Annotated in this window: 21 protein-coding genes; 7 read left to right on the top strand and 14 right to left on the bottom strand. The window is 73.3% G+C overall.

The window, feature by feature from the left end; genetic code table 11:
- Positions 1 to 105: 105 nt before the first annotated feature.
- The 12 genes from AB0K37_RS20015 to AB0K37_RS19960 all read right to left on the bottom strand — a co-directional run bounded on the left by AB0K37_RS20015 (position 106) and on the right by AB0K37_RS19960 (position 14,238).
- Positions 106 to 1,113: a LacI family DNA-binding transcriptional regulator gene (locus AB0K37_RS20015; protein ID WP_363983027.1), complete on the bottom strand. Its 1,008-nt coding sequence runs from the start codon at positions 1,111 to 1,113 to the stop codon at positions 106 to 108.
- Complete coding sequence (locus AB0K37_RS20010; protein ID WP_363983024.1) at positions 1,097 to 2,329, bottom strand: MFS transporter; 1,233 nt, start codon at positions 2,327 to 2,329, stop codon at positions 1,097 to 1,099. Before AB0K37_RS20010 ends, AB0K37_RS20015 begins: the two co-directional genes overlap by 17 nt.
- 14 nt (positions 2,330 to 2,343) lie before the next feature.
- Positions 2,344 to 3,708, bottom strand: a complete 1,365-nt coding sequence (locus AB0K37_RS20005) for a GH1 family beta-glucosidase (RefSeq protein ID WP_363983021.1) — start codon at positions 3,706 to 3,708, stop codon at positions 2,344 to 2,346.
- Positions 3,708 to 5,999 carry an alpha-xylosidase gene (gene yicI, locus AB0K37_RS20000; protein ID WP_363983018.1) on the bottom strand — a complete coding sequence of 764 codons (2,292 nt, stop codon included), beginning with the start codon at positions 5,997 to 5,999 and terminating at the stop codon, positions 3,708 to 3,710. Before yicI ends, AB0K37_RS20005 begins: the two co-directional genes overlap by 1 nt.
- Positions 5,999 to 6,892: a carbohydrate ABC transporter permease gene (locus tag AB0K37_RS19995; RefSeq protein WP_363983015.1), complete on the bottom strand. Its 894-nt coding sequence runs from the start codon at positions 6,890 to 6,892 to the stop codon at positions 5,999 to 6,001. The genes yicI and AB0K37_RS19995 overlap by 1 nt, the downstream gene beginning before the upstream one ends.
- Positions 6,889 to 7,803: a sugar ABC transporter permease gene (locus AB0K37_RS19990; RefSeq protein WP_363983012.1), complete on the bottom strand. Its 915-nt coding sequence runs from the start codon at positions 7,801 to 7,803 to the stop codon at positions 6,889 to 6,891. Before AB0K37_RS19990 ends, AB0K37_RS19995 begins: the two co-directional genes overlap by 4 nt.
- Positions 7,800 to 9,083, bottom strand: a complete 1,284-nt coding sequence (locus tag AB0K37_RS19985; RefSeq protein ID WP_363983009.1) for an extracellular solute-binding protein — start codon at positions 9,081 to 9,083, stop codon at positions 7,800 to 7,802. Before AB0K37_RS19985 ends, AB0K37_RS19990 begins: the two co-directional genes overlap by 4 nt.
- 313 nt (positions 9,084 to 9,396) lie before the next feature.
- Positions 9,397 to 10,755, bottom strand: coding sequence for a cellulose binding domain-containing protein (locus tag AB0K37_RS19980; protein ID WP_363983006.1), 1,359 nt, complete (start codon positions 10,753 to 10,755; stop codon positions 9,397 to 9,399).
- 20 nt (positions 10,756 to 10,775) lie between these two features.
- Positions 10,776 to 11,567 (bottom strand): putative hydro-lyase, encoded by a 792-nt coding sequence (locus AB0K37_RS19975; protein ID WP_363983003.1) that lies wholly within the window; start codon positions 11,565 to 11,567, stop codon positions 10,776 to 10,778.
- Complete coding sequence (locus AB0K37_RS19970; RefSeq protein WP_363983000.1) at positions 11,564 to 12,451, bottom strand: biotin-dependent carboxyltransferase family protein; 888 nt, start codon at positions 12,449 to 12,451, stop codon at positions 11,564 to 11,566. Before AB0K37_RS19970 ends, AB0K37_RS19975 begins: the two co-directional genes overlap by 4 nt.
- 16 nt (positions 12,452 to 12,467) lie before the next feature.
- Positions 12,468 to 13,076 carry an allophanate hydrolase subunit 1 gene (locus AB0K37_RS19965; RefSeq protein WP_363982997.1) on the bottom strand — a complete coding sequence of 203 codons (609 nt, stop codon included), beginning with the start codon at positions 13,074 to 13,076 and terminating at the stop codon, positions 12,468 to 12,470.
- 7 nt (positions 13,077 to 13,083) lie between these two features.
- Positions 13,084 to 14,238: an NRAMP family divalent metal transporter gene (locus AB0K37_RS19960; RefSeq protein ID WP_363983062.1), complete on the bottom strand. Its 1,155-nt coding sequence runs from the start codon at positions 14,236 to 14,238 to the stop codon at positions 13,084 to 13,086.
- A gap of 232 nt (positions 14,239 to 14,470) precedes the next feature.
- Between AB0K37_RS19960 and AB0K37_RS19955 the strand changes: the two genes are divergently transcribed.
- Positions 14,471 to 15,175, top strand: a complete 705-nt coding sequence (locus AB0K37_RS19955; protein WP_363982994.1) for a GntR family transcriptional regulator — start codon at positions 14,471 to 14,473, stop codon at positions 15,173 to 15,175.
- Between the two features lie 21 nt (positions 15,176 to 15,196).
- Here AB0K37_RS19955 and AB0K37_RS19950 read toward each other — a convergent pair whose 3' ends face one another.
- Complete coding sequence (locus AB0K37_RS19950; RefSeq protein ID WP_353835825.1) at positions 15,197 to 15,823, bottom strand: FCD domain-containing protein; 627 nt, start codon at positions 15,821 to 15,823, stop codon at positions 15,197 to 15,199.
- Positions 15,824 to 15,972: 149 nt separating this feature from the next.
- Between AB0K37_RS19950 and pdhA the strand changes: the two genes are divergently transcribed.
- From pdhA to AB0K37_RS19935, 3 genes are read left to right on the top strand one after another with little or no spacing between them, the layout of a single operon-like run.
- Positions 15,973 to 17,088, top strand: coding sequence for a pyruvate dehydrogenase (acetyl-transferring) E1 component subunit alpha (gene pdhA, locus AB0K37_RS19945; protein WP_363982990.1), 1,116 nt, complete (start codon positions 15,973 to 15,975; stop codon positions 17,086 to 17,088).
- Positions 17,089 to 17,097: 9 nt separating this feature from the next.
- A complete protein-coding gene (locus AB0K37_RS19940) occupies positions 17,098 to 18,147 on the top strand; it encodes an alpha-ketoacid dehydrogenase subunit beta (RefSeq protein WP_363982987.1) in 1,050 nt (349 codons plus the stop codon).
- Positions 18,144 to 19,433 carry a dihydrolipoamide acetyltransferase family protein gene (locus AB0K37_RS19935; protein ID WP_363982984.1) on the top strand — a complete coding sequence of 430 codons (1,290 nt, stop codon included), beginning with the start codon at positions 18,144 to 18,146 and terminating at the stop codon, positions 19,431 to 19,433. The genes AB0K37_RS19940 and AB0K37_RS19935 overlap by 4 nt, the downstream gene beginning before the upstream one ends.
- Positions 19,434 to 19,495: 62 nt before the next feature.
- On the opposite strand, the gene AB0K37_RS19930 is transcribed toward AB0K37_RS19935, so the two are convergent.
- Entirely contained in the window at positions 19,496 to 20,305 is an 810-nt protein-coding gene (locus AB0K37_RS19930) for an SDR family NAD(P)-dependent oxidoreductase (protein ID WP_363982982.1), read from the bottom strand.
- 224 nt (positions 20,306 to 20,529) lie between these two features.
- On the opposite strand from AB0K37_RS19930, the gene AB0K37_RS19925 reads away from it, so the two are divergent.
- From AB0K37_RS19925 to AB0K37_RS19915, 3 genes are read left to right on the top strand one after another with little or no spacing between them, the layout of a single operon-like run.
- A complete protein-coding gene (locus tag AB0K37_RS19925; RefSeq protein ID WP_363982979.1) occupies positions 20,530 to 22,092 on the top strand; it encodes a DUF4331 domain-containing protein in 1,563 nt (520 codons plus the stop codon).
- Entirely contained in the window at positions 22,092 to 23,402 is a 1,311-nt protein-coding gene (locus AB0K37_RS19920) for a hypothetical protein (RefSeq protein WP_363982976.1), read from the top strand. The genes AB0K37_RS19925 and AB0K37_RS19920 overlap by 1 nt, the downstream gene beginning before the upstream one ends.
- Complete coding sequence (locus AB0K37_RS19915; protein WP_363982973.1) at positions 23,399 to 23,638, top strand: hypothetical protein; 240 nt, start codon at positions 23,399 to 23,401, stop codon at positions 23,636 to 23,638. The genes AB0K37_RS19920 and AB0K37_RS19915 overlap by 4 nt, the downstream gene beginning before the upstream one ends.
- Positions 23,639 to 23,660 lie beyond the last annotated feature (22 nt).

The following is a 23,660-nucleotide window of genomic DNA, read 5'->3' as shown; positions in this document are numbered from 1 at the left end:
CTCCTTCTGGGACATCCCCCGAGCGAAAGGTGTGTCGAAGCGCTTCGATAACGGGCCGGGAAGGGCCCCTTTCCTCCTTCGTCGACGTGGCGGCGGCCCGCTCTGTCAGCGGGGCGCGGGCGCGCTGCTGGCCCGCGGGGTCAGGGTGGGCGGGAGCAGGGTCGCGGCGGGCACGGGCACGCCGTCGAGCTTGGACATCAGCAGTTCCACGGCGCGCCCGCCGACCTCCTCGGCGGGGATCGCCACCGACGTCAGGGGCGGCTCGGCGTGCTCGGCGATCTCGTCCGGGCACAGCGCGACGACGGACACGTCCTCGGGGACGCGCCGGCCCGCCGCGCGCAGCGCCCGCACCACGGGGCCGACGACCGGCTCGTTGTGGACGAGGACGCCGGTGAGGCCGGGGCGCTCGGCGAGCAGCCGGGCGACGAGCGCGCGGGCCGCGTCCGCGGTCGCCTCGCACGGGTGGACGTCGCCGGTCAGCCCGTGCTCGCCGACCGCGGCGGCGAACCCGTCGGCGACCCGCTGGGCGTAGCCGGTCTGCCGCGCGTACACCTCCGGCGGCGAGCCGATCAGCGCGATCTCCCGGTGGCCGAGCCCGGCGAGGTGCTCGACGCAGACCGCGCCGGCCGCGTGGAAGTCGAGGTCGATGCAGGTGAGGTCGCCCGCGTCGGCGGGGAAGCCGATGAGCACGCTCGGCCGGTCCAGGGAGCGCAGCAGCGGCAGCCGCGGGTCCCTCATCTGGACGTCCATGACGATCAGCGCGTCGACCAGGGCGCTGTCGGCGACGCGCCGCAGGCCGTCCTCGCCCTCCTCCTGGGTGAGCAGCAGGACGTCGTGGTCGTGGCGGCGCGCGGCGGTGACGACGGAGACGGCGAACTGCATGACCACCGGCACGGCGATGCCGGAGCGCAGCGGGATCATCAGCGCCAGCACGTTGGAGCGGCTGCTGGCGAGCGCGCGGGCGCCCGCGTGCGGCCGGTAGCCGAGCTCGCGGATGCTCTCCCGGACGCGCCGCCGGGTCTCCTCGGAGATCGAGCGCTTCCCGCTCAGCACGTAGGAGACCGTGCTCGGCGACACCCCCGCGTGCCGCGCCACGTCAGTGATCTTGACCACGGACCGTCCCGTCGTGCTCGAAGCGGTTCAGAGTGCGAATGATCGTAACCCCGCCCGAACCGGTCGGAGCGCGGACGCGCGCGGGCCGGTCGGCCCCGATCACCGCGAGCGCCGTCCCGGCGACCGCGGCGCCCGCGAGGGCCGTGCCGCGCACGCCGGTCACCGGCAGCAGGACGCCGCCGAACAGGGCTCCGCCGGCGATGCCGACGTTGAAGGCGGCCGACGTCCAGGCCGAGGCCACGTCGGTGTCGCCCGGCGCGGACTCCATCACCCGGGCCTGGAAGGCGGTCGCGGCGCACGGCAGCCCGATCCCCAGCAGGACGAGCATGAGGACCGCGGGCACCGCCGCCGCGCCGAAGGCGAAGAGGCCGAGCAGGGCGGCCGCCAGCACCGCGGCGGACCCGGCGAGCAGGGCGCGCGGGCCACGGTCCACCACGATGCCGGCGACGACCACTCCCGCTATGTCGGCGGCGCCGTTCGCCAGCAGGAGCGGGCTGATGGCCGAGTCCGGGAAGCCGCTGACGCGGGTCAGGAACTCGGTGATGTAGGTGAAGGCGGTGAAGACGCCGCCGACCAGCAGCATGATCGTGACGACGAGGAGCCGGAACCGCCGCGCGTCCGGCGCGGAGGCGGGGACGGGGTCGCGGCCGCCCGCCTCGCCCCGGGGCAGCAGGGCGGCGAGCGCGGCGAAGGACACCAGGCAGATGACGCCGAGCGCGGCGAAGGAGGCGCGCCATCCGGCGGCCCGCCCGAGCCAGGCGCCGGCGGGGACGCCGAGGACGATGGCCAGGGACCCGCCCCCGAACACGTAGGCGGCGGCCCTGCCCCGCGCCTCGGGCGGCAGCAGTCCGGCCGCGGCGACCACCGCGACCGGCCAGAACACCGCCTGCGCGAGCGCGGTCACCAGGCGCGCGGCGAGCAGGGACCCGTAGCCGGGGGTGGCGGCCGACGCGAACGTCATGACCAGGAAGACCGCCATGACGCCGGTGAGCAGCGGGCGGCGCCCCACCCGGACCGTCAGCCGGACGAGCGGGACCGACACGACCGCGACCACCACCCCGTAGCCGGTGACGAGCAGTCCCACGGTGGAGGCGGAGACGTCCAGGTCGTCCGCCATGAGCGGGAGCAGCCCGATCGGCAAGTTCTCGGTCGTGCCGAAGGCGAACGCGGCGAGGGCCAGCGCCGCCACCGCCGCACCCGCGCGTCCGGGGTTCACCGCGTGTCCGAGGTTCACGACGGACCGCGGGCGATGGCGTCGCGGTACCAGTGGGCGCTGTCCTTCCAGGTGCGGTCGCCGGTGGCGTAGTCGACGTGGACGAGGCCGAAGCGCTTGGAGTACCCGTAGGCCCACTCGAAGTTGTCCAGCAGCGACCAGGCGAAGTAGCCGCGGACGTCGGCGCCCGCCTGGCACGCCCTCTCGACCGCGGCGATGTGGTCGCGCAGGTAGGCGATGCGGCGGTCGTCCCGGACGCGGCCGTCGCCGTCGACCGCGTCGTCGAACGCGGCGCCGTTCTCGGTGACCATCAGCGGCGTGTCCGGGTACTCGCGGCGCAGCCGCAGGAGGAGCTCCTCCATGCCGGTCGCGTCGATCGGCCAGCCCATCTCGGTGTAGGGGCCGGGCTGCTCGGCGAACTCGACGGCGTCGCAGCCGACGAACGGACTGGCCGCGCCCCTGCGGTGGCCGTCCGCGTGCGCGCGCGGCGCGGCGCCGTCCCAGTCCCGGACGAGGGTGGGCGAGTAGTAGTTGACGCCCAGGACGTCGAGCGGCGCGGCGATGATGTCCGCGTCCCCGTCGCGCAGGAAGCCCCAGTCGGTGAGGGACGCCGTGTCCTCCAGCAGGTCGGCGGGGTAGCCCCTGCCCAGCATCGGGTCGAGGAACACCCGGTTGGCGACGGCGTCCACCCGGCGGACCGCCTCCGCGTCGCCGCGCAGGTGGTGCAGGTTCAGCGTGACCGAGTGCCGCGCGGACGGGGACACCACGCCGCGCAGCGCGCGGACCGCCAGGCCGTGCGCGAGGTTCAGATGGTGCGCGGCGGTGAGCGCGGCGACCGGGTCGGCGCGGCCGGGGGCGTGCACGCCGGACGCGTAGCCGAGGAACGCCGAGCACCACGGCTCGTTCAGCGTGGTCCACGTGTGGACGCGGTCGCCGAGGACGCGCCCGACGCGCTCGGCGTAGTCGGCGAACCGGCGGGGGGTGTCGCGGTCCGGCCAGCCGCCGGCGTCCTCCAGGGCCTGCGGCAGGTCCCAGTGGTAGAGCGTCGCGACGGGGGCGATGCCGTGGTCGAGCAGCGCGTCGACCAGGCGGGAGTAGAAGTCCATGCCCTTCGGGCCGGGCTTCCCGTCCGGCAGGACCCGCGACCATGAGATGGAGAACCGGTAGGCGCCGATACCGAGCTCGGCCATCGTCGCGACGTCCTCCTCCCAGCGGTGGTAGTGGTCCGTGGCGACGTCGCCGGTGTCGCCGTTCAGGACCTTGCCGGGGGTGTGGCTGAACGTGTCCCAGATGGACGGCGCGCGGCCGTCCTCCCGGGCCGCGCCCTCGATCTGGTAGGCGGCGGTGGCCGCTCCCCACAGGAACCCTTCCGGGAACCCCATCAGCTCTCCTCTTCCATGGTGACGACCACTTCGCCACCGGTCGCCTTGACGAGGACGCCGTGCGGATGGTCTGACGACTCCCCGCCCTCGACCGCGGCCACGCGTACGTTGACGAGAAGGACGTTCCAGCTCCCCTCGCCGGTCACGCGCACATTTTCACCGTTTCTCACCGTCGTGAAGACGGTGTCGCCGACCTGGGTGACGACGGTGGCCCCGTCGGCGGGCTCGTACACGCGCAACGTGACGCCGTCAGCATGGTCGTAGTCGGGACGGTCGTCCACCGCTCCCTCGGGAACGACCGCACCCGGACGGACGAGCAGCGGCAGGCCGTCGAACCCGTGCCGTTCACGGACCCAGCGGCCGCCCTCGACCCGCTCGCCGGTCAGGTAGTGTGTCCACACCCCCTCCGGCACGTAGTAGGCGACCTCCCCGCCGGAGGAGAACACCGGCGCGACGAGCAGGTCGTCGCCCAGCATGTACTGGCGTTCCAGATGCGTGCAGGCGGGGTCGTCCGGGAAGTCGACGACCATCGCGCGCATCATCGGCAGCCCTTCCCCGTACGCCTGGCGGGCCGCGCCGGCCAGGTAGGGCATCAGCCGCATCTTCAGGCGGGTGAAGTGGCGCAGGACGTCCACCGACTCCTCGTCGAACACCCACGGCACCCGGTAGGAATGGCTGCCGTGCAGGCGGCTGTGCGAGGACAGCAGCCCGAACGCGATCCACCGCTTGAACAGCGCCGGATCGGGCGTCCCCTCGAAGCCTCCGATGTCGTGGCTCCAGTAGCCGAACCCCGACATGCCCAGGGAAAGGCCGCCGCGAAGGCTCTCCCCCATGGCCTCGAACGTCGACTCGGCGTCGCCGCCCCAGTGCACGGGGAACCGCTGCCCGCCGGTCGTGGCGGACCGGGCGAACACCACCGCCTCGCCTTCACCGCGCTTCTTGCGGAGCAGGTCGAAGACGGTCTGGTTGTAGAGGTAGGTGTAGTAGTTGTGCGCCCGTTCCGGGTCGGATCCGTCGTGGTAGACGACGTCGGTGGGGATGCGCTCGCCGAAGTCGGTCTTGAAGCAGTCCACGCCCATGTCGAGCAGCGCTTCCAGCTTCCCCGCGTACCAGTCCCGCGCCTCGGGATTGGTGAAGTCGACGACGGCCAGGCCGGGCTGCCACTTGTCCCACTGCCACACGTCCCCGTCCGGCCGCAGCAGCAGGTAGCCGCGCGAGCGCCCCTCCTCGAACAGCGGCGAGCGCTGGCCGATGTAGGGGTTGATCCAGACGCAGACCCGCAGGCCGCGGTCCCGCAGCCGGCGCAGCATCCCCGCCGGGTCGGGGAACACCCGCGGGTCCCACTCGAAATCGCACCACTGGAACTCGCGCATCCAGAAGCAGTCGAAATGGAAGACGCTGAGCGGCAGGTCGCGCGACGCCATCCCCTCGATGAACGAGGTGACGGTCTCCTCGTCGTAGGAGGTCGTGAACGAGGTGGACAGCCACAGCCCGAACGACCAGTCGGGCAGCCGCGCGGGCCGTCCGGTGAGCGCCGTGTACTTGCGGAGGATCTCCTTCGGCGACGGCCCGTAGATGACGAAGTAGCGCATCGACTGGCCCTCGACGCTGAACTGCGTCCTGGCGACGGCCTCCGACGCCACCTCGAACGAGACCCGCCCGGGATGGTCGACGAAGACGCCGTAACCCGCGTTGGTCAGGTAGAACGGAACGTTCTTGTACGCCTGCTCGCTCGCCGTCCCGCCGTCGGCGTTCCACACGTCCACGGCCTGGCCGTTCTTCACGAGCGGCCCGAACCGCTCCCCGAGCCCGTAGACGAAGTGGTCGACGCCCAGGTCGAGCTGCTCCCGCACGTAGTGGCGGCCGTCGTCGGTGTCGATGACGGCCTGCGCCTTGGGCGCGCTCCCGGTCAGGCGGCGTCCGCCCGCGAGGAAGTCGACGCCCCACTCCCCCTGCCGCCCGACCCGGACCGACAGGGCGCCCGACGTGAGCGTCGCCGCCTCCTCGTCCACGGACACCTCCCCCGTCGGGTCGGCGGCCAGCTCGAAGTCGGGGCCGCGGCGCCTCTCCCCGGCGAAATGGGTGAGGGTGACGCCGATGACGTCCGGCATCGGCGACTCGCACGTCACCGTCACCACCGGCCCCTTGAGCAGGTCGCCCCGGTGCCGGATCCGCTGCACCGGCGCGTGCACCGTGAACGAGCCCGGCCCGGCGTCCACGTCGAGGACCTCCACCGGATGCGACGCCCGCACACCCTCGCGCAGCATCCAGTAGCCGTCGCTGAACTTCATTACTTGATAGCCCCCGCCGTCAGTCCGCGCGAAAGGGTGCGCTGGAAGATGAGGAAGAACGCGACGGTCGGGAGGAGGCCGAGGAGCGACGCGGCGCTGGACATGGTGGCGTCCATGAGGCGCTGCCCCTGCAGCACGCCGAGGGCGACCGAGACCGTCTGGTTCTCGTTGGAGATGAGGAAGACCATGGGGATCAGGAACTCGTTCCAGGTCCACACGAAGAAGAACACGAGCAGGACCGACATGGTCGGCCGGACGACCGGGACGACGACCCGCCACAGCACCTGCCACCGGCCGGCGCCGTCGATCCGCGCCGCCTCCAGCAGCGGGCGCGGGAACGCCGCCATCACCGACGACAGCAGGTACGTGCCGAACGCACTCTGGATGACCGTGAACACGATGATCACGCTGATCCTGGTGTCGTACAGGCCGACCTGCTTCGACATGTAGTACAGCGGGTAGACGAGCGCCTCCTGCGGCAGCGTGTTGGCCAGCAGCAGCAGGGCGAGCACCCACATCCGCCCCTTGATCCGGCCGATGCCGAGCGCGTAGGCGTTGAGCACCGACAGCAGCACGGCGAGGACGGCGACGGAGCCGCTGATGACCGCGCTGTTCAGCAGGACGTGCCCGAAGTCGACGCGCTCCCAGAACTGCCGCACCCCGTCCAGGTGGAACCCGTCGGGGGGCGACAGCGGGCCGCCCGAGGAGTACTCCTGCGGCGTCTTCAGCGCGTTGAAGACCACCACGACGAACGGGATCAGCATCACGCCCGCGAGCGCGACCAGCGCCACCAGCACCGCGTAGGCGGACGGGCCGCGGCGGCGGGCCCGGCGGGGCGCGCCCCGGCGGTCGCGCGGCGGCGCGCCCGTCTTCCCCGTCAGCGTCGCGGTCATCGCCCCTCCCCCAGGTCACGGCCCTGCAGGCGCAGGAAGACGACGGTCAGCGCGACGATGACCAGCGTCAGCACGGTCGCGATCGCCGAGCCGTAGCCGACGTCGGACTTCTCGAAGAAGTTGACCCAGGAGTAGTAGGACGGCACGTTCGTCGCCCCGCCCGGGCCGCCCTTGGTCAGCACGAAGATCTGCGGGAAGGCCTTCAGCGCGGCGATCGTCGTCCACAGCAGCACGACGAAGATCTCCGGCCGGATCTGCGGGACCGTGATGTGCCGGAACCGGCGGCCCCACGAGGCGCCGTCGATCTCGGCCGCCTCGTACAGCGAGGGGTCCACCCGCTGCAGTCCCGACATGAAGATCACCAGCGGGAAACCGATCTGCATCCAGACCATGACGCCGACGACGCTCCACAGCGCGGTGGCCGGGTCGCCGAGCCAGTCGTGCGCGAGGGAGCCGAGGCCCACGGCGTCCAGGAGCGCGTTGACCGCGCCGTTCTCCGGGGCCAGCAGCCAGCTCCACACCACGCCCGCGATGACGACCGGCAGCACTTGCGGCAGGTAGACGCAGGCGCGCAGGACGCTCGCGGTGCGCGGCCCGAAGTGCCGGTCGACCAGGTCGGTCAGGGCCGCCGCCAGCACCAGGCCGATCAGCGTCGGGACGATCGCCATCCCGACGATGATCAGGACGTTGTGCCGGAACGAGGCCCAGAACTCCCCGTCCTCCACGAGCTCGCGGTAGTTGCCGAGCCCGATCCACTCCGGGGTGCCGACGCCCGTCCACTCGGTGAAGCTCGTCCCGATGTTCATCAGGAACGGCACCCCGATGACGGCGGTGAACAGCAGCAGGCCGGGGAGCAGGTAGGGCAGGTAGCCCCACTGCTCCCGCGACCGGCCGCGGCCTGGCGTCGTCACTTCGGCAGGCCGCCGTCGTAGGTCTTCTGGATGCCGCCGAGGACCTCGCCCGGCGCCGTGCCGTTCATGAGCTTCTGCGTCTGCGCCACCCAGGCGTCGTAGAAGCCGGCGACCGGCCAGTCCGGGTAGTAGGCGAGCCCGTCGGAGCGGGAAAGCCCGTCGAAGTCGGCGATGAGCTTCTTGGCCTTGGCGTCGGTGATGGCGGCCGGGTCCGCCGCGACCGGCACGCCGCCCGCGTTGCCGAGGGTGGTCTGCGCCTGCTTCTTCATCGTGATGTCGATGAAGTCGTAGGCGAGCTGCTTGTTCTCCGACCCCTTGGGGACGACCCAGAGGTTGCCGCCCGAGCCGAGCGTCATCTTGGCGCCGGGCCAGACGGCGGTCTCCCAGTCGAACTTCGCCTCAGCGGCGACCCGGCCGAACCACCAGCTCCCGGAGAACATCATGGGGAACTTGCCGCTCATGAACGCGACGCCCGCGTCCTCCGCCTTGAGGCTGACGGAGTTCTTGGCGACGTAGCCCTTCTTCACCCAGTCGGCGAAGGTGGTCGCCCCGTAGGTCCAGGCGGCGTCGTTGAAGTTCGTCTTGCCGGTGTAGCGCTGGAAGGCGTCCACCCAGGCGCGGTCGGCCTTGTCCAGGGCGAGCTGGTAGACGAACTGGTGCGCCATGTACTCGGCGCCCGCGTTGGTCATCGGCGTGACGCCCTTCGCGACGAACTTGTCCATCGCGGCGGTCAGCTCGGCGAACGTCGTCGGGATCTCGACGTCGTTCTTCTTGAACAGATCCTTGTTGTAGTAGACCTGCAGGTACTCCGCATAGTCCGGAACGCCGTACCATTTGTCGCCGCCCATCGTGCCCTTGGCGTCGTACTTGGCGGTGACCTGGACGTTCGGGCTGATCAGCTTGTCCCAGCCCCGCTTGGTGACCTCGGGGGTGAGATCGGTGAGCAGGCCCTGCCTGGAGAGCAGGCCGGCGGTCGCGTTGCCCTTGTTGTACTCCATGACGTCCGGGGCGTCCTTGGAGTTCAGCACCATGGGCGCGGTCTTCTGGATCTGCTCGAAGCCCTTCTCCTCGAACTTCACCTTGACGCCCGGGTGGGTGGCCTCGAACTCCTTGACCGCCTCGTCCCACGCCTTGCCCATGGCGCTGTCCGGGGCCTCGTAGTGCCAGAGCTTCAGCTCCTTGCCGCCGGAGCCGCCGTCGTCGCCGCCGCACGCGGTGAGCGACAGCGCCGCCGCGGCAAGGGCGGCGAGCACCGCCGCGCTCCTGCCTGCCTTGATCATGGGTCTTCCTCCGGGGTGGGACCGAGCGCCTGTCGAAGCGCTTCGATTGCCGGGATGCTAAGCCCTCGCTCGGCCGCGGCACAATAGGACGACCGACATCAATTCGGCTACGAGCCCACTGACCTGCGCCGACGACCTGGGAGCGCTCCCATACGCTGAGGGCGATCGCGTCCGAAGGCAGGTCCGAGCGGAGCGAGAACCTGATCGCGCAGCGAGCCGCCAGGCGAGACGGAGCGATGCCAGCGATCGCCGCGTTTGTCGACGATGGAGGGCCGCCAGGCCCGAAGGAGGAGATAAATGCAATGAACACTGCTCAGCGACGGCACTCCACGCCGTTCAGCGTGAACCGCGAGGGCGCCCCGTTGGCGCCGTCCTGGCTCCCGAGGAACCCGAACTCGGCCGTCCCGTGCGGCGGGATCGACCGGTTCCACTCCGCCGCCGTCACCGTGACGGACGTACCGTCCTGCGACCTGCTGCCGTTCCACAGCTGGGTGATCGACTGGCCGTCCGGGAAGGCGAAGCCCAGGGTCCAGCCGTCGATCGCGCCGTCTCCGAGGTTGGTGATGCGGACGGTCGCCTGGAAGCCCCGCGGCCACGTCCCGTCGACGCGGTAGGACACCGAGCACGCGGTCGCCGCGGCCGTCGTCCGGCCCGCCGGGGGCGTCGACGGCGGTCTCGCGCCCGCCCGGTCGGAGGAGCCGGGCGCCAGGGCGGCCAGCAGCGCGGCCAGCGCGGTCAGCGCCCCGGCCGCGACCCCGGCGACCAGCAGCGGGCGCCGCCCGGGCCCTCGCCGGGACGGTCCGGGGTCGTCCAGGACGCGGGTCGGGTTCCGCGGCCGGTCCGGCGGCGGAAGGCCGGCGGGGGCGGCGGCGCCGGGCACCTGGAGCTGGACGCCCGAGGCGCCGGCCAGGACGCGGGCCGCTTCGGCGGCGGTGGGGCGCGCACCGGGGTCCGGGGACAGGCAGCCGTGGCAGAGGGCGGCGACCTCGTCCGGTGTGCCCTTCCGGAAGGCGGACGAGGGCGTGGGCGGCGCGCCGGTCAGGCACTCGTGCAGGACGACGCCCAGGGAGTAGACGTCGGCCGCCGGGGTCGGGGACGCCCCGCTCACCAGTTCGGGCGCCATGTAGGCGGGCGTGCCCATCACCGGTCCGCCCGCCGTGCCGGTGAACGCGATGCCGAAGTCGAGGACCTTCACCTCGACCGGGGTGAGGTAGACGTTGCCGGGCTTGATGTCGCGGTGCACGATGCCGGCGTCATGGGCGGCGGCCAGGGCGTCGGCGACCCGGGCGCAGATCCCGGCCGCCTCCCGCCAGGGCAGCGGGCCGCGCGACAGGCGCACGGCCAGGCTCTCTCCGTCCAGCAGCTCCATGACCACGTACGGGATCCGGCGCGACTCGCGCCACGGGGCCGCCTCCGAGCCGACGCGGTGCTCGCCGTAGTCGTACACGCCGGTGACGCCCGGGTGGGTCAGGGCCGCGGCGGCCTGCGCCTCCCGGCGCAGGCGCCGCGAGAACTCCTCGGGCCCGCCGTCCTTGGGGACCTTGACCGCGACGGGGCGGTCGAGGACGGTGTCGACCGCGCGCCAGACGGTCGCCATGCCGCCGGCGCCGAGAGGCCGCTCGATGCGGTAGCGCCCCCCGAGGCGTTCGCCCGGGGCGATGATCTCGGGCATGGACGAAGCCTATGCCGGACTCAGGGAACGAGGTACCGGCTGTCGCGGGCGTCGGTGATCGCCATGTGGCCGGGGGCGTGCCCGATGGCGAGCTTGGGGCGGGAGGCCGTCACCGCCGCCTGCGGGGTCACGCCGCAGGCCCAGAACACCGGGATCTCGTCCACGCGGATCTCGACCGGGTCGCCGAAGTCCGGCGCGGACAGGTCGTCGATGCCGAGTTCGACGGGGTCGCCGACGTGCACGGGCGCGCCGTGGACGGAGGGGTACCGGGAGGTCACGCGCACGGCGTCGGCCACCTGCGCGGCGGGGACGGGGCGCATGGAGACGACGAGCGGGCCGCCGAACGCGCCGGCGCGGCGGCACATCCGGTTCGTCCGGTACATCGGGACGTTGCTGTTCTGCTCGATGTGCCGGACGGGCACGCCGGCCTCGCGGAGCGCGTCCTCGAACGTGAAGCTGCACCCGATGAGGAACGAGACGAGGTCCTCGCGCCAGTAGGCGGTCACGTCGCTCGTCTCGGCGACCGGCACTCCGTGCTCGTAGACGACGTAGCCGGGCAGGTCGGTGCGCAGGTCCCCGGCGAACAGGGGGGAGGAGGTCTCGCCGGGCTCGGTCACGTCCAGGACGGGGCACGGCTTGGGGTTGCGCTGCGCGAACAGCAGCAGGTCGAAGGCGTACTCGCGCGGCACGGCGATGAGGTTCGCCTGCGTCCAGCCGGCGCACCAGCCGGACGTGGGAACGCGCAGGCCGGCGCGGAACAGGGCCCTCGCCTGGTCCGGCGTGAGCGCGCCCGGGTCGAGGGGTGCGGTCATGTTTCCTCCCGGAGGTTCGGTGCGGGGTGCGGCCGGAACCGGAGCCGCTGGCCGGGACGGGCCTGGGCGGCGCGGCCGACGTCGGCGGAGGCGACCACCGCGATCACGGGGTAGCCGCCGGTGAGCGGGTGGTCGGCGAGGAACAGTACCGGCCGCCCGGACGGCGGGACCTGCAGCGCCCCGGTGACCGTCCCCTCGCTGGGCAGCTCGCCGCGCCCGGCGTGCTCCAGCTCCGGCCCGTCCAGGCGCATGCCGACGCGGTCGATCTCGCTGGTCACCGTGTAGGCGGCGGAGAAGAGGGCCTCCAGCGCGCCGGGGGCGAACCAGTCGTGGCGCGGGCCGGGCATCGCCCGCAGCTCGATGTCGCCGCCGCGCGGCGGCTCGACGGGCGCGGCGTCCAGGAGGGGCGCTGCGGCGGGCGGCGGGCCGACGGGGAGCAGGTCGCCGGGCTTGAGCGGGGCGGGGCCGAGGCCGGAGAGCGTGTCGGTGGAGCGGGACCCGAGGACGGGCGGGACGGCGACACCGCCGCGCACGGCCAGGTAGCTGCGCAGCCCGGAGGCGGGAACGCCCATCCGCAGTTCGGCGCCGTCCGGGACGTGGAAGACCGAGTAGGGGGCCTCGGGGCGGCCGTCCACCAGCAGCGGGGCGGGCGCGCCCGTCACCGCGGCGAACACTCCGCCGCGGCAGCGCACGTGCAGGCCGCCGAAGGTGACCTCGACCGCGGCCTCCTCCTCGGGGTTGCCGAGCAGCCGGTTGGCGAGGCGGAACGAGCCCGGGTCCGCGGCGCCCGACACCCCCACGCCGAGCGCCGCGTGACCCGAGCGGCCCAGGTCCTGGACTGTCGCCAGGGGTCCTGTGCGGAGAACGTCCAGAGCGCGCTTCATGGTTCCCGCCGGGGCTTCATGATTTCCTCCGGACGAAGCGGACCCGCGTCCCCGGGCGCAGGAGGGCGGGAGGGTCGCGTTCGAGGTCCCATAGGACGGCCTCCGTGCGTCCGATGAGCCGCCAGCCGCCCGGGGACTCGACCGGGTAGACGCCGCTGAAGCGCCCGGCCAGGCCGACCGCGCCCGCCGGGACGCGGACGCGGGGCGTGGCGCGGCGCGGGACGTCCAGCCGCGGGTCGCCGCCCTCCAGGTAGCCGAATCCGGGCGCGAACCCGGTGAACGCGACCCGCCACGGGGTCCCGGTGTGCGCGGCGACGACCTCGTCCGGGGTGAGCCGGGTGAGGCGGGCGACCTCGGCGAGGTCGTCGCCGTCGTAGACGACGGGGATCTCGGCCTCGCCGGCGGCGCCGTCCGCCGTGCCCGGCCGGGCGGCGCGCACCGCGGCGGCGACCGCGGCCGGGTCGGCGGTGGGACGGAGCAGCAGGGTCAGGGTGCGGGCGGCCGGCACGAGGTCGGCGACGCCGGGCGGCGGGGACGCCGCGAGCGCCGCGTACAGGGCGAGCATCTCCGGCAGGTCCGGCAGTTCGACCAGCAGCGCCGCGTCGCCGCTCGGGAGGATCCGCACCCCGCCCTCACTTCCAGAGGTCGTCGAGCCCGGACAGGCTGTTCCACCCCAGGTAGAGCGACAGCACCCAGGCCGCGACGCCGAGGACGAGGAGCCAGACCGGGTACCGGTGGCCGCCGAGCAGGTCGCGGCGGCGGGCGGCCGCCCACAGCAGCACGGCGAGGCCGAAGGGCAGGATCAGCCCGTTCAGCGCGCCCGCGAGGACGAGAAGCTTCGCCGGGGCGGTGCCGATGGCGAGGTAGATGGCGGCGGAGACGAGGATGAACGCGACGACCAGCCGGTTGCGGTACCGCTCGACGAAGGAGGAGAACGAGACGAGGAACGACACCGAGGTGTAGCTCGCGCCGATGACGGAGGTGATCGCGGCCGACCACATGATCAGTCCGAAGACGCGCAGCCCGGCCTCGCCCGCCGCGTGCTCGAAGGCCGAGGCGGGGGCGTTCTCCTTGGCGAGGGTCACCCCGCCGGCGACGACGCCGAGGACGGCGAGGAACAGCAGCACGCGCATGAGGCCGGTGACGAGGATCCCGGTGACGGCGCTGCGGTTGATCTCCCTGACGTTGCCGGGCCCGGTCACCCCGGACTCGATCATGCGGTGCGCGCCCGCGTAGGTGATGTAGCCGCCGACCGTCCCGCCGATGAGCGTGGTGATGACCAGGAAGTCGACGGTCTCCGGCGCGACGCTCTGCTGGAGCGCGTCCCCGAGGGGCGGGTCGGAGACGAAGGCGACGTACAGGGTCAGCAGGATCATCACGCCGCCGAGCACGACGACGATCCGGTCCATCGCGACGCCGGCCCGCCGGACCAGGAAGATCGCGATGGCGGCCAGCGCGGACAGCGCGCCACCGATCTTGACGTCGAGGCCGAGCAGCGCGTTCAGCCCGAGCGCGGTGCCGGCGACGTTGCCGATGTTGAACACCAGGCCGCCGAACACGTCGAGGGCGGCGAGGCCGTACCCGGCGCCGGGCAGGACGCGGTTGCCGAGTTCCTGGGCGCGCATCCCCGAGACGCCGACGACGCGCCACACGTTGAGCTGGATCGCGACGTCCACCAGCACCGACACCAGGATCGCGAACGCGAACGCGGCGCCGAGCTCGGCGGTGAACACGGTGGTCTGGGTGATGAAGCCGGGCCCGATGGCGCTGGTGGCCATCAGGAACATGGCGCCGGTGAGCGCGGCGCGGCGGGAGCGGGCGGTCGGTTCCGTCGTCGTGTCGAGGGTCGCTGGGTCCGTCATGGCGGGGCCCTTCCAGGGGGTTCGACTTTCCGCAAGGGTAGGGATTGTTCAACAATCCATCAAGAGACCTGTTGATGCATTTCTCCGTCCCCGGGGATAGGCTGGCCGCCCCAGAACGTTCGCGCGCCCCCCGCGCCTACCCCCCGGAAGGTGGCCGATGCCCGTGCCGGCGCAGGGCTCCTGGCTGGCCGACATCGCGGCCGCCCGGCACGACCTGGACAGGACCAGCACCGCGGGGCGGATCGCCGACCTGCTGCGCGAGCAGATCACCGACGGGCGGCTCGCCCCGGGCGAGCGCGTCCGTGAGGAGGAGCTGGCCGACGCCCTGAAGGTCTCGCGCAACACCGTGCGCGAGGCGTTCCGTCTGCTCGTCAAGGAGCGGCTGCTCGTCCACGAGTTCAACCGGGGCGTGTTCGTCGGCCGGGTCACCGCCGACGGCCTCGCCGACCTCTACCGGGTGCGGCGGATCCTGGAGTGCGAGGGCGTGCGGTGCGCGCCACAGGCCCCACCCGAGGCGCTCGACCGGGTGGAGGCGGCGGTCCAGGACGGCGAGCGCGCCGCCGCCAACGGGAGCTGGCCGGACGTCGGCACCGCCGACATCCGCTTCCACAAGGCCATCGCCGGACTGGTGGGCAGCCCCCGGGTCGACGAGATGATCCGGCACCTGCTGGCCGAGATGCGCCTGGTCTTCCACGAGATGGGCTCGCCGCGCGAGTTCCACGAGCCCTATCTGGCCCGCAACCGGCGGATCCACGACCTGCTCGCGCGGGGCGACTTCGCGGAGGCCGAGAGGGAGCTGCGCTCCTACCTCGACGACGCGGAGTCCCAGCTCAGCGCGGCCTACCGCGAGAAGGCCCGCTAGGAAGCCTCGCCGAAGGCGGGGCTACGGGGCGTAGTTCATGACATGGTCGTGCAGAAGCTGCGGCGCGGCCGGATCGGCGCGGCGGAACGCCTCGATCAGCTCGGCGTGCTCGGCCGACTTGGAGTAGATCTCCGTCTGGTGCAGGCGCAGGGAGAGGGTCGTCCACAGCTCGATGCCGAGCCCCTCCCACACCGAGACGAGCAGCCGGTTGCCGGCCGACTCGACGATCTCGCGGTGGAAGGCGATGCTGAGGTGCATCTGCTCGTGCAGGTCGCCGTCCCGGGCGGCCTCGCCGAGGCGGCGGTTGTGCTCCTCCAGCGCGTCCAGGCAGTCGGCGAGCCGGGGCAGCGCCAGCTCCACGGCCGTCCGCTCCAGGCCCGCGCGGACGGGGAAGATCTCGGCCAGGTCCCGTTCGGTGAAGTCGCGGACCCGGGCGCCCCGGTTCGGCAGCGTCTCGATCAGCCGCTGCGCCTCCAGCTGGCGCAGCGCCTCGCGGACCGGCCCCTGGCTCACGCCCAGCTCGGCGGCGATGCGTCGCTCGACGACGCGTTCCCCCGGCTCCCACCGCCCGGAGCTGATGCCCTCCACGATGAACTCGCGGATCTGGTCGGCGAGCCCGGTGCGGAGCAGCTGGTCGGAGGTCTTCACGAAACTGGATCGTAGCGCCACGGCCGGTAAGTGCCTCTTGACGGGTGGGCGGGTCGTGCGAGATACAATATGATCGATCATAGATCAATGATGATCGGGAGTGTCGTGGCGATCCTACGGCGCTGCCCCGGACAGAGGAAGGGTCGCCGATGGCTGACACCGTCCAGGCCGCACCGGCGCGGAGCCGGAGGGCGCGCGGCGCCCAGGCTCCCGAGCCGAAGACCGACGCGGCGGCGCCGGACGCGGCGCCCCCGGCGGCCGACGCCGGCACGCTCGTCGGCTACTACCGGCAGATGCTGCTGATCAGGCGGTTCGAGGAGCGGGCCGCCCGCGCCTACACCGAGGCCAAGATCGGCGGCTACTGCCACCTGAACCTCGGCGAGGAGGCCACGGTCGTCGGGCTGATGGCCGCGCTGCGCCCCACCGACTACCTGTTCACCAACTACCGCGAGCACGGCTATGCCCTCGCCAAGGGCATCGGCGCGGACCGCGTCATGGCCGAGCTGTACGGGCGGTCCACGGGCGTGTCCAAGGGCTGGGGCGGGTCGATGCACCTGTTCGACGCCGAGGCCCGGCTGCTCGGCGGGTACGGGATCGTCGGCGGGCAGGTCCCCCTCGCGGCCGGCGCGGCGCTCGCCGTCTCCTACAAGGGCGGCGACGAGGTCGTCATGTGCCAGATGGGCGACGGGACGACCGCGATCGGAGCGTTCCACGAGTCGCTCAACATCGCCGCCCTCTGGAACCTCCCCGTCGTCTTCGTCGTGATCAACAACGGTCTCGGGATGGGCACCACCGTGGAGAGCTCTGCGGCCGAGCCGGAGCTGTACCGGCGCGGCGCCGCGTACCGCACGGAGAGCCTGCGGGTGGACGGCACCGACGTGATCGCTGTGCGCGACGCCGCGCGCACCGCCGTCGAGCGCGCCCGCGCCGAGAGCAAGCCCTACCTGCTGGAGACCGTCAGCCCCCGGCTGAAGGGCCACTCGGTCGTCGACCCGGCCCGCTACCGGTCCAAGGAGGAGAAGGAGGCCCTGAAGGCCGCCGACCCCCTGGCCCGCATGGCGCTGGAGCTGGAGGAGGCCGGGATCCTGTCCGCCGACGACCGCGACCGGCTCGACGCCGAGGTGACCGCGGAGGTCGACGCCGCCGCCGCGTTCGCCGACGAGAGCCCCGCGCCCGAGGTCTCCACGCTGTTCGACTACACCTACGCCACCCCGGTCCCGGGCGAGCTGCGCCGGCTCCCCGCCGACCCCGTCTTCGGTTCCTGAGAGGCACCCATGGCAACCGTGACCTACCGCCAGGCCCTCCGGGACACGCTCCGCGCCGAGATGCTCCGCGACGAGAACGTCTTCCTGATGGGCGAGGAGATCGGGCTCTTCGAGGGCTCCTACAAGATCACCGAAGGGCTGCTCAAGGAGTTCGGGCCGCGCCGCGTGCGCGACACCCCGATCGCCGAGGAGGGCTTCGTCGGCGCCGCGATCGGCGCCGCGATGCTCGGCCTGCGCCCCGTCGTCGAGATCATGACGATCAACTTCTCGCTGCTGGCCCTGGACCAGATCGTCAACCACGCCGCGAAGATCTACGGCATGTTCGGCGGGCAGGCCAGCGTGCCGATGGTGATCCGCACGCCGGGCGGCGGCGGGCAGCAGCTCGGCGCCACCCACTCGCAGAACGTCGAGCTGTTCTACTCGTTCATCCCCGGCCTGAAGGTCCTCGCGCCGAGCACGCCCGCCGAGGCGTCGGCGATGCTGAAGGCCGCGATCCGCGACGACGACCCGGTGCTGTTCCTGGAGAACCTCGCCCTCTACAACACCAAGGGCGAGCTGCCCGCCGCGGTCGAGGACGTCGAGCCCGCCGAGATCGGCCGCGCCGCGGTGACCCGTCCGGGCACCGACATCACGATCATCGGCTACTCGCGGATGGCCCGCGTGGCCTCGGAGGTGGCCGAGACCCTCGCCGCCGAGGGGATCTCCGCCGAGGTCGTGGACCTGCGCAGCCTGCGCCCGCTCGACCGGCAGACGGTCGTCGACTCCGTCCGCAGGACCGGCTGCGCCGTCGTGGCCGAGGACGACTGGCTGACCTACGGGATCGGCGCCGAGATCGCCGCGACGATCCAGGAGGGCGCGTTCGACTGGCTGGACGCCCCCGTCCGGCGCGTGGCGATGGCCGAGGTGCCCCTCCCCTACGCCAAGTCCCTGGAGACGGCGGCGCTGCCGTCCGCCGAGTCCCTGCTGACCGCCGTGCGCGCCACGCTCCGCGCGACCGGCCGCACCACGCCGGGGACGGACGCCACGTCCCCGCGACCCGCTCTGGAGCCCGCGCGATGACCGAGATCCTCATGCCCCGCCTCTCCGACACGATGGAGGAGGGCGTCATCAGCTCCTGGCAGAAGCAGCCGGGAGACGAGGTCGCGGTGGGCGACGTCATCGTCGACATCGAGACCGACAAGGCGGTCATGGAGTACGAGGCCTACGAGGCCGGCGTGCTGGAGAAGATCCTCGTCGCCGAGGGCGAGACCGCCGCGATCGGCGCCCCGATCGCGGTGATCGTCCCCGCCGGCGGCGCCCGTCCCGAGCCCGCGCCGGCCGCCGCGGCGCGGCCCGCCGCCGAGCCGGAGCGGGCGCCCGCCGCGGAGGCGGCGCCCGAGCCGGCGGCGGTTCCGGCCGCCGCGGCCGCCCCGCCGCGGGCCAACGGACGCGCGGCCGCCTCCCGCCCGCCGTCGTCGCCGCTGGCGCGCCGGCTGGCCCGCGACCACGGCATCGACCTGGCCACGCTCACCGGTTCCGGCCCGGGCGGACGCATCGTCCGCGCCGACATCGAGGCCGCCGTGCGCTCCGCCGGTCCGGCGGCGCCCGCTCCGGCCGCCGCCGCCCAGGCCGCCGCGGCACCCGCGCCGTCGGCGCCCGCCGTCCAGGCCCGGGCCGACGACCCGGACGTGGAGGCCGTCCCGCTGAACCGCTTCCGCAAGGTCGCGGCCAGGCGGCTGACCGAGAGCAAGCGCGAGGCGCCGCACTTCTACCTCAACCGCGAGGTGGACGCCGAGGCCCTGCTGGCGTTCCGCGCGACGCTCAACGAGGCGCTCGCCCCGGCGAAGGTCAGCGTGAACGACCTGGTCGTGAAGGCCGTGGCGACGGCCCTGCGCGAGCACCCGGCGGTGAACGTCTCCTACACCGAGGAGAACCTGCTCTTCCACAAGCGGGTGCACGTCGGCGTGGCGGTGGCCGTCGAGGACGGCCTGGTCGTGCCGGTCGTCCGCGACGCCGACCGCATGAGCGTCTCGCAGATCGGCCGGGAGACCCGCGAGCTCGCCGCCAAGGCCCGCGACGGCAAGCTGTCCGCCCGGGAGATGAGCGGCGGCACGTTCAGCGTCAGCAACCTCGGCATGTTCGGCGTGGACTCGTTCTCCGCGGTGATCAACCCGCCGGAGGCCGCCATCCTCGCGGTGGGCGCCGTCCGCGACGAACCCGTCGTCCGCGACGGCCAGGTCGTCCCCGGCAAGCGCATGACGGTCACCCTGTCGGTCGACCACCGCGCCACCGACGGCGCGACGGCCGCGAAGTTCCTGGCCCGCCTCGCCGAGCTGCTCCAGAACCCGCTGCTCATCGTCGCGTAGCCCCGCACGGAACGCGGAAGGGCCCTCGCCGCGGTGGCGAGGGCCCTTCCGCGTCCCGCAGGTCAGAGCATGACGCGGCCGCCGGTGACGTCGAGGGTGAGGCCCGTCAGCCAGGCGGACTGGGACGAGGCCAGGAAGAGCGCGGCGGCCGCCACGTCGCCCGGCTCGCCGAGGCGGGCGAGCGGGTGGGAGGCGGCCACGGCGGCCTGGGTCTCCTCGGGCATGAACCGCGCGGTGCGCTCGGTGCGGATCGTTCCGGGGGCGACGCAGTTGACGCGGACACCGTCCTGTCCGGCTTCGGCGGCGGCGTGGCGGGTGAGGGCCTGGACGCCGGCCTTGGCGGCCTCGTAGGCGACGGGGGCGCCCCACGGGTTGCCCAGTTCGCGGCCGCCGCCGCCCGGCAGGTTCGTCGGCAGCCGCCCGGCCGACGACGACATCGTGATGATCGAACCCGCCTTCCGCTCCTGCATGCCCGGCAGGAACGCCTTCAGCGTGAGGAAGGTCGCGGTGAGGTTCCCGTCCAGGACCGACCGCCACTCCTGCTCGGTCATGGCCGCGGTCGGACCCGGGCGCGCGATGCCGCCGCCGGCGAAGGCGCACAGGACGCCGGCCGGGCCGAGCTCGTCCTCGATCCGCAGGCGCGCCGACTCGACGGCGGCCAGGTCGGTGACGTCGGCCACGACGCCGATCCCGCCGGTCTCCCCGGCCACCCGGTCGAGCGCCGCCCGGTCGCGGCCGAGGACCGCGACCCTGGCGCCCTCGGCGGCGAACGCGCGTGCCGTGGCGGCGCCGATGCCGCGCGAGCCGCCGGTGACGACCGCGACCATGCCGTTGAGCTCGGGATACATCCGTGCCTCCTCGTCGGGTGCCATGGCTCCGATTCTGAGTGAGCGCTCACTCATTTGTCAAGCGGAGGCGGCCGGGGGGTGGCCGTATCCGGCCAGCGGCCCGGCCCGACCAATCAGATCCGGCGGCGGCAGCGAAGTACCCGCGGGCATGGCGAAGAGACCGGTCGACCCGGCGCCGCGGCAACGTAGCCCAGCGCCACGGAAGGCGCCGCCGCGGCGGGCACCCGGGGACCGGCGAGGTTTCCACGATGCCGACACTCCATCCAGCCGGGGGAACGTCCAGGGCGCGGGTCGTCGCGATGGCCGCCGCCGCGGGCCTGCTGTGCGCGGGCGGGTTCGCCGGACTCGCGCCGAGGCAGGGCACCGCGTCCAGCCACCGCGAGGCCCCGCTCATCTCGGGGCAGCCGCAGTACGACAACACCGACGTGTACGCGTTCGTCAGTCCGGACAGGCCGGACACCACCACGCTGATCGCGAACTTCATCCCGTTCCAGGACCCCGCGGGCGGGCCGAACTTCTTCAAGTTCGCGCGGGACGCCAGGTACGACCTGAACGTCGACAACGACGGCGACTCGCTGCCCGACCTCACCTACCGGTTCCGCTTCCACGACCGGCTGAAGAACGCGAACACCTTCCTCTACAACACCGGACCGGTGACGAGCCTGGACGACCCCGACCTCAACTTCACGCAGACCTACGACCTGACGCTGGTCCGGCGGGTCGACGGCCAGGTCCGGAGCACGCACACGCTCGCCGAGAACGCGCCCGTCGCACCGTCCAACGTGGGCAAGGCGTCCATGCCGGACTACGCGAAGTTGCGCGCCCAGGCGGTCAGGCCGCTCGGCGACGGAACGACCTCGTTCGCCGGGCAGGCCGACGACCCGTTCTTCCTCGACCTGCGGGTGTTCGACCTTCTGTACGGGGCGAACCTGAAGGAGGTCGGGAACGACACGCTGAGCGGATACAACGTCAACACGGTCGCGCTCCAGATCCCGACGCGCCACCTCGTCACGGGGCACGACCCGGTGATCGGGGTGAACTCGACCGTGTCGCGGCTCACCGCGTCCGGCGCGTACGCGCAGGTGTCGCGGCTCGGGAGCCCGCTGGTGAACGAGGTGGTCGTCCCGCGCGGGAAGAAGGACACCTTCAACGCGTCCACCCCGTGGCAGGACGCACAGTTCGCCGGGTTCGTCACCGACCCCGAGCTGCCGAAGCTCATCGAGAAGATCTACAAGATCCCGGCGCCGCCCGGGCCGCGCAAGGACCTTGTCCAGGCGTTCCTCACCGGGGTGCCGGGGCTGAACCAGCCGGCGCGCGTGCGGCCGGCGGAGCTGCTGCGGCTGAACACCTCGGTCAGGCCGGCCGCGAAGCCGGACCGGCTGGGGGTGCTCGGCGGCGACAAGGCGGGCTTCCCGAACGGGCGGCGGCTCACCGACGACGTCGTCGACATCGAACTGCAGGCCGTCGAGGGCGAGCTGCTCGGCAAGAAGAACGACCTCGGGGACGCCGTGAACGCCAACGACGCCGGGTTCGGCCCGAGCTTCCCGTACGTGGCGCAGCCTCACTCGGGGTCGGACGTGCGCGGTGCGAAGAAGCCTCAGGCGAAGGCCGCGGGCGCCGCGGGCGAGCGCGACGGCGGGAAGGTGAACTTCCTCAACGCGGGCGCCACCGAGAGCACCTCGGGCGGCGAGGGCGGAGCGATTTCGCCGGCGCCGGTCGCGGCGGTGGCGGGCGCGGGGGCGTTCGTGCTGACCGGCGGGCTCCTGTGGCTGCGGCGCCGCCGTCCCTCGGCGGGACGGCACGAGAGCTGATGCGTCCCCTCCTCACCGGTGCCTCGGTGGCGGGGCTCGTCGCGGCGCTCACCCTCGGATCGGCGGTCGCGTTCGGCCGCCCGTCCGGGGAGCGCGCCGCGGGGGCCCCGGCCGGGGCCCCCGCCCCGGGCATCCCCGGCCTGCAGAAGAGGCTGCGTGAGCAGCCCCATGACGCCGCCGGATGGGCGTCCCTAGGAATCGCGTACGTGGAGCAGGCCCGGGTGACCGCCGACCCGGCGTACTACCCGAAGGCGGAAGGGGTGCTCCACCGCTCCCTCCAGGAGGCGACCGGGAACGACGGCGCGCTGGCCGGGCTCGGCGCGCTCGCGGCGGCGCGCCACGACTTCCACGGGGCGCTGCGGTACGCGGACCGGGCGCTCAAGGCGAACCCCTACGCGCAGCGGGCCGCCGCCGTCCGGGTGGACGCGCTGGTGGAGCTCGGCCGCTACGACGAGGCCCTGGCCGCCGCGCGGCGGGCGGACGCCGTCCGTCCAGGGGTCCCGATCTTCACCCGGCTCGCGTACGTGCGGGAGCTGCGCGGGGAGGTCGCGGAGGCGCGCCGGGTGCTGGGGCTCGCGCGGGCCTCCGCCACCGACCGCGGCGACCTGGCCTACATCGCGGTGCAGCTCGGCGAGCTGGCCTGGAACGACGGGGACCTCGGCCGGGCGCGGCGCGAGTACGCCGAGGCGCTGCGCCTGTCCCCCGGCCACCTGCCCGCCCTGGACGGCGAGGCCCGCGTCAGGGCCGCGCGGGGCGACACGGCCGGGGCGCTCGCCGAGCGGGCCGGGATCGTCAGGCGGCTCCCCCTGCCCCAGTACGTCACCGAGTACGGGGAGCTGCTGGAGTCGGCGGGACGCCGGGACGAGGCGGAACGGCAGTACGCGGTCGCGACGGCGTGGGCGCGGATCGCCGGGGGCGGCGGCGTCGACGCCGACCTGGAGACCGCGCAGTCCGAGAGCGACCACGGCGACGCCGGGGACGCGCTGCGGGCGGCGCGGGCCGAGTACCGGCGCCGCTGCCCGGGCGCGCGCGTGCGGCAGTGCGGCGTGCACGCGGCCGACGCCCTGGCCTGGGCGCTGCACGTCAACGGACGGGACGGCGAGGCCCTGCGCTACGCCCGGCAGGCGACGGCCACCGGATACCGCCGCGCGTCCTTCCGGTTCCATCTCGGCGTCATCGAGAAGGCCCTCGGCGAGCGCGCCGCCGCGCGGCGCGACCTGGCCGGGTCGCTGCGCCGCAATCCGGACTTCTCACCGCTGTGGGCGCCGCGCGCCAAGGCGGCCCTGGACGACCTGGGAGGCACGTCGTGATCGTTCTCGCGCTCGCCGCCGGGATGCTCGCCGCGCATCCTCTGGGCAACTTCACCGTCAACCACTACGACGGGCTGGTCGCGGCGCCGCACGAGCTGCGGATCGACCATGTCGAGGACCTCGCCGAGATCCCCGCGGCGCAGGCGATGCCGGGCCTCGACGCCGACCGCGACGGGCGCCCGTCGAGCGGCGAGCTCGCGACGTCTGGGGCAAGGCCGGATGGTCGATCTTCGTGATCGTGCTGCCGTTCCTCGGCGC

The organism is Actinomadura sp. NPDC049753 (genome assembly GCF_040674655.1).
GTDB lineage: Bacteria > Actinomycetota > Actinomycetes > Streptosporangiales > Streptosporangiaceae > Spirillospora > Spirillospora verrucosospora.
The sequence above is the reverse complement of the archived record's forward strand: the minus strand, read 5'-3'. Positions and strand labels throughout refer to the sequence as shown.